This is a genomic window from Photorhabdus aballayi (assembly GCF_026153155.1).
GTDB classification, from domain to species: Bacteria; Pseudomonadota; Gammaproteobacteria; order Enterobacterales; family Enterobacteriaceae; genus Photorhabdus; species Photorhabdus luminescens.
This window is the reverse complement of record NZ_JAPFCD010000008.1, coordinates 143365-152928: the sequence shown is the minus strand read 5'-3', so window position 1 is coordinate 152928 and position 9564 is coordinate 143365. Positions and strand designations below refer to the sequence as shown.

The window sequence follows — 9564 nt, the reverse complement described above, 5'->3', positions numbered from 1 at the left end:
CACTTTACAGAAAGCGATCGCGCAATATTTAAATCACACAATTTCAAATAGTAATGTAATTTCCTTCTTCTTTCATTAATTAAAGCGAATATTTCTGTGATATATCACTATCTTTTAATACATGTTAATTTAAACTTTTAATTCTACATTTATTTCATTGGGTATTATTGAGCAATGAAAGCGTGAATGTAATTTAAATTAATATTGGGAAATAATTCTTCTTTACAAAAAGAAGATTTTTCACAAAGAAACGCTTATATGACTGATAAAAAGATCAATAAAATAACCCTAATTAAATAAGCAGCAAATCAAAATAATTGAATCAGGCAATTTAAATTACAATCTCTTTAAATTACAACCTCCCACATCATCACGTAGTTGATTAGCTTGAGGAGTATTATCGTTTTCCTCCTACTCCACCATTGCCTCCATTTATAATTGCTACGATAAGCATAACTCAGTCCGTGTTGGGGTTTGGGATTTTTCGCAATTGATCAGATCGCAAAAATCGGACTGAGTTCCCTCCAAGTGATCTATAAAACGATAAAAAAAGAGTTATTTATGAACACATCTTCGTTGTTGCGAGTAAACCTTGCCAATCGATACGGAAAATATGAATCCATTCCTCTTATTTATAGTTGCTTAGCTTATAGTCGTTTAGCCAGTCTAAAGTCTGATGATCACCATGCTTCCGTGCATTACCGTTAACATATACCTTGCCAGAAGTGCCTTCATTGCCGGCTGTTCCATCAGTACCATCTTCACCAGATACTCCGGGAGGGCCATCAGTCCTTCCCCCACTATTAGCACCGCTTCCCCCACCGAATCCGCCTCTTCCTCCTCTTCCTCCCGACCCTCCTCTTCCGCCATCCCCTCGATGTGACAAAGCATTAATTATCGGTTGACCCTGAGTGAAACTCACATAGATGTTACCACCGTCCCCACCTTTACCCCCATTCCCCCCATTCCCTCCATTTCCGCCATCTCCTCCCTTTCCTCCATGTCCAGCACTACATTTGTTTGTTGCAGCGCCTCCATTGCCGCCATTCCCTCCATTACCCCCGTTACCGCCATATCCACCATTTCCCCCCTTACCACCTATCGATGCCGCATTGACGACTCCAGTAAAAAGTTCAACATCAACAATGACATCATTTGCACTTCCAGCCCTTTTGCCATCCATCCCTTGCGCTCCAGAAGAACCGCCAGTTGCATCAGTACCCGGTGTGGATGCGACAGAGCAACCGTGTTTATAATCTGAACCAATACTGCCATTGCTGCCATTAATCCCATTACTTCCCGGTTCGCCCTCAAAACCATCGGCTCCATCAGTGCCTATACTGACAATGCTCTGCTTTTTATCATTGCCATTCCCTACAACCGTGTTCGCTTCAATCTTGCCATTAGTGCGGTAAATAATTTGACCGCCCGGTTCAATGATTATCTGGTCATACACCAAGACAACCGGTTCGCCATAATCATCTTTATCTTCAACAATCAATGGCGCACCTGCGATAACCGTGATTCTTTCGCCACTGTATAACGCAACCTTCATCGGGAAACGCTTCGCATTCAGCATTTCTTCATAATCTTTGACCAGATTAGAATCACTATAAATATAGGCCCTAAGAGCTTTGCACAAATCGATATGATAATCCGTGGCATCTGCCAGTCGTTCAGCAGAAAACGGTTCAGGTAACGGATGATGGGGCTCCATTTTACCAGAGCCATACTCACTGTCTGGTATACCTCCAAGCGCCTTTAACTCTTGTATGGTTTGTACCGTAAAAAACGCAGGCGGCACAGTAGATGTCTCCGGATCGTTAGAGAATATTACCTTGCCGTCAAAATCCGAGGTCTTAAGTTGCTTTGGCTGCCGCTCTACACCAATCAGATTATAATCCTGACGTAATATCGCCAAAGTTTCAGCAACAGTTTTTCTTTTATTCACGGTAATTCTCCCGAGTTTTTTTAAGTTTATACCCGTCATCTTTCAAGTTGCCTCTTTGTTGGCTGCAACTCGAAATCTATTAGGTATATTCACTTTACAGAAAAGTGATTGAATATCATATTTAAATTGCACAATCTAAAATATTAATATATGTCCCCCACTTTTTCATTAATTAAAGAAAATATTTCTGTGATATATCACTACCTTTCAATATGTACTAATTAAAACTTTTAATTTTATATTTATCTCATCAGGTATTATTAGGAAATACAAATAGAAAACCATAATTATGGTCGTATTTTTCAAAAATAACGACAAAACAGAAAAGAGCTAACCAGCAAGGCCAGATTTAATTACCATTCAGTAATTAATAATGTAAGCCACTTGAATATATACCCGTCATCTTTCAAGTCGCCTCTTTGTTGGCTGCACTCGCTCACCCCGGTCACATAGTTATCTATGCTCCCGGGGATTCGATCCCTTGCCGTCGCGATGCATCTTGAAATCCATTGGGTATAAGCAAAACGAATATCTGGCCTCATCTCTCGACATTTATAATCGTTCGTACCGGTCCGATTGCGGCGCCGCTAGCGATCAGGTTTCCTTTCATGACCGTTGATATATATCTTGCCAGTGATACCGTCATCGCCAAATTCTCCTCTGGCGCCATCTCTACCATCTTCTCCATATCGACGATATCTAACGACCGCTTTAAGAGAATGTCCAGGTCTCCCGCCTACTCCACCCCATCCTCCCCTACCACCTTCACCGCCAAGACCATTAAGTGACACAACCTCAAGTTTTGGATCGCCTTCAGAGAAATTAATATATATGTTACCACTGTCCCCACCTTTACCCCCATTCCCTCCCTTCCCGCCATTTCCTCCGTCACCCCCATTTCCTGCATCCTCATCAGGACACCACTTGATTGTTCCATTCCCCCAATTACCCCCGTTACCCCCAAGCCCCCCATGTCCGCCATGACCTCCCCTTCCGCCATTACCGCCATTCCCTCCTACCGTTGCTGCCCCTATGACTCCAGTAATAGATTGGACACTCACGGTTAAGTCATTTGCATTTCCAGCCGCGGCGCCATCTCCCCCGATTGCTCCGGTAGAACCACTGGAGCCATCAGTACCTGGCGTGGCGCTAAATAAGCAACCGTTCTTACTATCTTGACCAGGACTACCATTGCTGCCATTAGCGCCATCATATCCTGGCGCGCCATCAAAACCATTGACGCCATTACTGCCTTTATTGACAATGTTTTCAGTTCCAGCGTTTTCATTCCCTACAATAGCGTTAGCTTCGATTCGACCATTAGTGCGGCAAATAATTTGACCTCCCGATTCAATAACTATCTGGTCATACACCAAAAGAATCGGTTCGCCGTGGTCATACTTATCTTCAACAATCAATGGCGCATCTGCGGTAACTGTGATTTTTCCCCCACTGTATAACGCCACCTTCATCGGGAAGCGCTTAGCATTCAGCATTTCTTCATAATCTTTGACCAACGCAGAATCACCATAGATATAGGCCCGAAAAGCTTTGCATAAATCAATATGATTGCCCGAGACATCCGCCAGTCGTTCAACTGAAAACGGTTCAGGTAACGGATGATGAGGTTCCATTCTACCGGGGCCATATTCACTGTCAGGTATACCGCCAAGTACTTTCAGCTCCTGTATGGTTTGTACCGTGAAAAATGCCGGGGGCACAGTCGCTGCCCTCGGATCGTTAGAGAATATTACCTTGCCGCCAAAATCCGAGGTCTTAAGTTGATTCGGCTGCCGTTCTATACCAACCGGATGATGATTCTGATGTAATATTGCCAAAGTTTCGGCAACAGTTCTTATTTTATTCATAGATATTCTCCAGAATTTAAGTCCATATATATTACTAATAGCCAGAATATTGCCTCTGGTTAATCACCAAATTTAGCAATAGCGAAAACATCAATTTTTCTGGCAAAGAATATAAGTACTTCAACATCTGGCATGCCAGAAATAATTCCTGTGAGAGTTAATCAGGTAAATATTTGTTCACTTTGCAGACACAATTGGATGCAAAATTCAAATTACACAATTTTAAATATTAGTGTAATTTTTAATTTTTTTCATTAATTATGGAGAATATTTCTGTGATACATCACTACCTTTTAACATGTACTAATTAAAACTTTTAATTTTATATTTGTCTCATCAGGTACTATTGTAAAATACAAATAATGAGTATGATTGTATCGTTCATAAATAACAGCCAGACAGAAACCTATACCCTATGGATTTCAAGATGCATCGCGACGGCAAAGGAGCGAATCTCCGGGAGCATAGAGAACTATGTGACCGGGGTGAGTGAGTGCAGCCAACAAAGAGGCAACTTGAAAGATGACGGGTATATAGATATTATTTGATGATGAAATTATATATGTAACTTCAGTAAAGGGTAAAAACAATTAAGAACAAGATCTTTTTACGAATAATTTTCAATTTTTAAATAAATTAATGCCAAAAATAAATTACTAAATGACCGACAAAAAATAAATAAAATAGCCTTAATGAAGCCATATACCTTATGGATTTCAAGATGCATCGCGACGGCAAGGGAGAGAATCCCCGGGAGCATAGATAACTATGTGACCGGGGTGAGCGAGTGCAGCCAACAAAGAGGCAACTTGAAAGATAACGGGTATACAGTAAATCAAAGTAACTGAACGAAACCAAATCAACATAACACGGTGCAGCCGTTACCAACGGCTGCACAATAAGACACAATCAATATTCAAGCACTTGAGTTTTCTGCGGAGCTTTCAGCAAACGCCAAGCAAGCAATACCACTCCTGCGGTTAATATTGCCGTCATCCAGCTCATCATATGAATAGCGCTGGTGAATGATTCCGATGCCGCTGCCATCAGTTTCTGTCCCTCTGATTCAGCTAATGAATTCGCAACAACGTAAGCCCCCGCTAACGTCTCTAAAGCCAATCCAGCCTGTTCCTGAGAGATCTCATTCGGCAATTGCAATGTTATTCGATAGAAAGCAGTGACCAATCCCCCCAGAATCGTCGTACCAAGTACAACACCCACTTCATAAGCCGTTTCGCTTATTGATGATGCCGCCCCTGCTTTAGAAGAAGGGACTGACGAAAGCACCAAATCGTTAGACACCGAAGCAATTGCTCCCACACTAATATCTAGTAATGCGAAAGCAACAATCAGAGTGACTAAATCACTGCCGATACTCGCGACCAGAAGAAATGAAATACCTGCAATACTCAGCAAAATTGGCACCAGATAATGAGCCGGCACCCGTTGAGCAATCGGCACTATCGCCATACCCATCACAATCGCCATTATTTGTCCGGGAACCAGTGCCAAGCTAGCCAAAATCGGCTCCATACCGAGTACGATTTGCAAGACCTGTGTGGCAAAAAAGACAAAACCCACCAGCAATGCCAAACTCAGTAAGTTAACAATAACTGAACCGGTAAACATACCATTACGGAACAGGGAAAGATCCATCAACGGTACAGGCAGGCGCTGTTGCCGGCGAACAAATAGCACACCAGCAATAAGACCAACCGACAGTTCGAGTATGACACTTATTTCAAACCCATCACTGGCAAGGTGTTTAATCGCGTAAACAATACCACCCATAGCGATGATCGATAATAAAACGCTATACACATCGATAATGCCAGTCTGTTTTTTATCGGACTCAGGCAATAACATCGGTCCGAAGATCAGCAACGGTACTAATACCGGTACTGCCAATAGGAAAATTGAACTCCAATCGAAAAACTGCAATAACACACCACCGACTACGGGACCTACGGCCGAACCGATAGTTAATGTTGTCGCCCAGATAGCAACAGCCACTCGACGCTGTTCACGATCCTCAAAAAGAGTGCTGATCAACGCCAAAGTTGAAGGCATCAGCATCGCACCAAAAAATCCAAGTGCGGCTCGTCCTATAATCAATTGTTCAGGTGAAGTTGACAGTGCGGTGAACACTGAAATAACAGTAAATCCCAAAGATCCAAATAACAGTAATGAACGATGGCCAACACGATCACCAATACTCCCCATTGATACCAGCAAACCAGCCAATACCAACGAATAAGCATCAATTATCCATAATTGCTGACTTGCACTGGGTCCCAGAGCTTCCGCAATTTTCGGTAAAGCAAAGCTTAAAATCGTATTGTCCACCGTCACCAACAGTACTGGTAACATCAATATCAGCAATCCCAGCCAATTTCTGAGTCCTGCCCGCCCGTTAGCCTCAGCAACTCTATTTAACGACATCCCCTCAACTCCTTTCCTATTATCATTCAAGCGTTGAAAAAATATGCTGGCAATCAGCAGCACTGATATCGAGCTGTTCCCCCAGTTGTTGCGCAATATCTCTGAGGTTATTGCCAAATTCAGTTTGATCGCCAGCCTGTACTATCGAATCTAACTGTTGTATGGCATGCAGCAACCCCTGACGCGGTTCGGCAGCCATCGGATTTTCATATTGAACGTCCCAGTACACTTCTATTGGATTGCGTAAAATCCTTGATAATAACGCCAGCATTGTACGCATAGGCGGTGGCGCAATAGTTGCCAAGGTACGAATATCTAACGGACTTTTCGCCAACACTAAGCCAAAAATCAGTATCGCAGCATGGGGCAAAGCCTGACAAAGCGCCATAACCCTATCATGTTCCTCTGGCATCATTCTGCTGATACGCATATCAGCCTGCGTCAATACCCACTCAATCCAATGCTCACTAACATGACAGTTATCGAGAATGACTGCAACCGGCCTTTTTTGTTCCGGCAAAGATGGCGAGAACATCGGGTTAACACCAATGAAGGGCTGCCCCGGGGCGGCAGCTCTTAACGCAGAATAGAAAGGGACCTGAACTGAACAGGTTGACACGATCTGTACATCATCGCCAATAGCTGACAACACCCAAGGCAATGCCTGTACAGCAACCGCTTCCGGTAGAGCAAAGACTACCGCCTTTGCCCCACTAAAAACCTCTCCAGCATCAACAACCGGATTTAAGATATCAATCTGGTAATAATGAGAATGATAGTGATAAGAACGCACTCCCTGCGTTCGTTTGTCAACACTGTATACGATGTGGCCACAGCGAGTAAAAAGGCGCCCCAATAAAGCACCAATAGCACCTTCTCCACCAAGAATGACTACCTTATGGTTACTCACACACTTCCTCCGTCATATGGCTAAAGCTGAAATAGGGCACACTCGCTTTGACCAATGTCTCTTCAAATTCGCCATAAGGATCGGAGTGAGCGACAATTGCGCCTCCGATGCCAAATTCAGCACATTCTTGATGTAATACAGCGGTACGTATCACAATGCTCAATTCCACTTCACCGCTGAAGGATAACCATCCAAGCGCACCGGAGTAAACACCGCGAGCCGATGACTCTAAAGCATCAATAATCTCCATCGTGCGCTTCTTCGGCGCGCCGGTCATTGATCCTCCCGGAAAACATGCCCGGATAGCTTCCATTGATGACGTTTCTTCGCATAATTCACCGCGTATGGTCGAAACCAATTGATGTACGGAAGAAAAACTCTCAACTTTAAATAATTCAGGTACATGCACACTGCCTGGACGACATACTTGATTAAGATCATGACGCACTAAATCCACGATCATCAGATTTTCTGCTCTATCCTTAGTGGACTGACTCAGTTCCATCTGCAAATGCTGATCATCTGCTGCCGTTTTTCCTCGTGGCCGGGTTCCCTTAATCGGTCTGGATTCAATATTTCCGGCCTCATCAATACGTAAAAACGTTTCCGGCGATGCGCTCAGTACAGAAAAATCCCCACACGCCAGATAGGCGCCATAAGGTACAGGACTGGCATGACGCATACGCCGATAAGCATCCAACGGATGCCCTGAATAAACCATTTTTGCCCTATTCGTCAGACAGATTTCATAGGATTCGCCATCTGTGATGTATTGAAGTGATTTATGGATTCCATCTATATACTTCTGAGCACCATATTCCAGACAAATCTTGTTCTGATCAACCGCACCAGGAATAAAGTCAGGTATCGCTTCACCGGTATTTTTTACATTAGTCACTAAAAGTTCCGGCAGCCAATTTTGTGGCTGCCCTACTGGTGTAATAAGGCATTCATAAAGTTTACTCTGCTGATGATCGAATACAAAAAAATGCGGAGTAAATATTAAGCTGGCATCAGGATGTTCTGAATGATATTTGTTGCTGCCAATTGTCAGCGCCTTTAATTCATATCCTAAATAACCAACAAAGCCGCCTTTAAATACAAATGGCATCGATTTTGGCGTCGAAATTTCCACAAAACCAAGCAATTCAGACATCAGTGAGAAAAAATCTCCCTGAACAATCCTCTCCCCATCAGGGCCAGTCAAACGCAAACTCTCAGTTTGTACACTGTATTCAAGTCTGACAGCGCCCTGTGCATTACCGCTTCCCATTATTGAGAAGCGGGCATTGGGTCTATCGGAATTTTCACTATCAAGCCAGAAAGCATGTGTATCGTTGCCATAATGTTGAATAAACAAGGATTCAGGATCGACGATCTCCTTACATTCACGATAATTCAGCTTGAGATATTGTCTTCCACCTACCGCAAGATAGGCCTCATTGACATTAGTACATATATTCTGAGCGGCAACTTCCTGTTCGTTATTCTCTTTATACGTCTTCGCTATACGCACGAAATTACTGAGTAGCTCACGCCCATATTCAGAATCAATCGATTCAGGGTGAAATTGAACACCCCAGATCGGCCTTTCGGTGTGCTCAATCGCCATGATTAAGCCATCATCAGTCCAGGCAGTACATTTTAAATTGTCAGGCAGCCGGGTACATACCAGCGAGTGATATCTGACCACTTCAAACTGTTCAGGCAAACCAAGGAATAATCCTTCTCCGGTATTTCTGATGCGACTGCGATAACCATGTACCGGATTGGGAGCATGTTCTACAAAGCCGCCAAATGCCAGACTAATTCCCTGATGACCGAGACAAATACCCAACAGTGGAACTTTGGCACGTGCAATAACTTCAGCACAGACGCCAAAATCACTGCTTTCAGCCGGATGCCCTGGCCCCGGAGAAAGAACTACCGCATCATACTCGTCTATCTCTAACTCTTCATAAGTCAAAGAATTGGTGACTACGGACGGCACACTGCCCGTCACTTCATACAGATATTGAGCAATGTTTTGCGTAAAAGAATCATAATTATCAATGAGCAGTATTTTCATTTATTTTTTTACTTTCTCGTTTAACAACTGATCAATCAATTCTTCTTCCCGACAGCAAGTTTCATTGATTACCAGTTGAAATATTGATTCAGTATATTCAGGCCGTAACCCAAAATCTGTTGATTTATCCCGCAACATATCCAATAACGAAGTAATACGTTGTGGCTGCATCATCGGAATATCCTGTTCCGCTTTTATCTCAGCGATTTTCATGCAGACTTTCATGCGTTCTGAAAGAAGCGCCAGAATCTGCATATTAATAACATCCAGAGATTCCCTGTAAGGTTGTAATATGTCCTGCTTATTTATTATTGATTGAGTCATA

6 protein-coding genes are annotated in these 9564 nt (G+C 43.1%); all 6 read right to left on the bottom strand.

Translation table 11 applies throughout. The annotated features are described in order from the left end of the window. Nucleotides 1–628: 628 nt before the first annotated feature. The 6 genes from OO184_RS06915 to OO184_RS06890 all read right to left on the bottom strand — a co-directional run bounded on the left by OO184_RS06915 (nucleotide 629) and on the right by OO184_RS06890 (nucleotide 9563). Nucleotides 629–1951 carry a hypothetical protein gene (locus OO184_RS06915; RefSeq protein WP_265378532.1) on the bottom strand — a complete coding sequence of 441 codons (1323 nt, stop codon included), beginning with the start codon at nucleotides 1949–1951 and terminating at the stop codon, nucleotides 629–631. Between the two features lie 587 nt (nucleotides 1952–2538). Then, nucleotides 2539–3819, bottom strand: coding sequence for a hypothetical protein (locus tag OO184_RS06910; RefSeq protein WP_265378531.1), 1281 nt, complete (start codon nucleotides 3817–3819; stop codon nucleotides 2539–2541). A gap of 909 nt (nucleotides 3820–4728) precedes the next feature. Then, complete coding sequence (locus OO184_RS06905; RefSeq protein ID WP_265378530.1) at nucleotides 4729–6261, bottom strand: MFS transporter; 1533 nt, start codon at nucleotides 6259–6261, stop codon at nucleotides 4729–4731. A 22-nt stretch (nucleotides 6262–6283) separates the two neighbouring features. Then, nucleotides 6284–7171: a prephenate dehydrogenase dimerization domain-containing protein gene (locus OO184_RS06900; protein WP_265378529.1), complete on the bottom strand. Its 888-nt coding sequence runs from the start codon at nucleotides 7169–7171 to the stop codon at nucleotides 6284–6286. Beyond that, complete coding sequence (gene pabB, locus OO184_RS06895) at nucleotides 7164–9239, bottom strand: aminodeoxychorismate synthase component I (RefSeq protein ID WP_265378528.1); 2076 nt, start codon at nucleotides 9237–9239, stop codon at nucleotides 7164–7166. Before pabB ends, OO184_RS06900 begins: the two co-directional genes overlap by 8 nt. After that, on the bottom strand, nucleotides 9240–9563 hold the full coding sequence (locus OO184_RS06890) for a chorismate mutase (protein ID WP_118988063.1): 324 nt from the start codon (nucleotides 9561–9563) through the stop codon (nucleotides 9240–9242). Nucleotide 9564: the final 1 nt, after the last annotated feature.

What these genes read in the sequence shown, in the direction of transcription:
- OO184_RS06910 (WP_265378531.1), bottom strand. Translation starts at nt 3,819, where the DNA reads ATGAATAAAATAAGAACTGTTGCCGAAACTTTGGCAATATTACATCAG.
- OO184_RS06905 (WP_265378530.1), bottom strand. Translation starts at nt 6,261, where the DNA reads ATGTCGTTAAATAGAGTTGCTGAGGCTAACGGGCGGGCAGGACTCAGA.
- pabB (WP_265378528.1), bottom strand. Translation starts at nt 9,239, where the DNA reads ATGAAAATACTGCTCATTGATAATTATGATTCTTTTACGCAAAACATT.
- OO184_RS06890 (WP_118988063.1), bottom strand. Translation starts at nt 9,563, where the DNA reads ATGACTCAATCAATAATAAATAAGCAGGACATATTACAACCTTACAGG.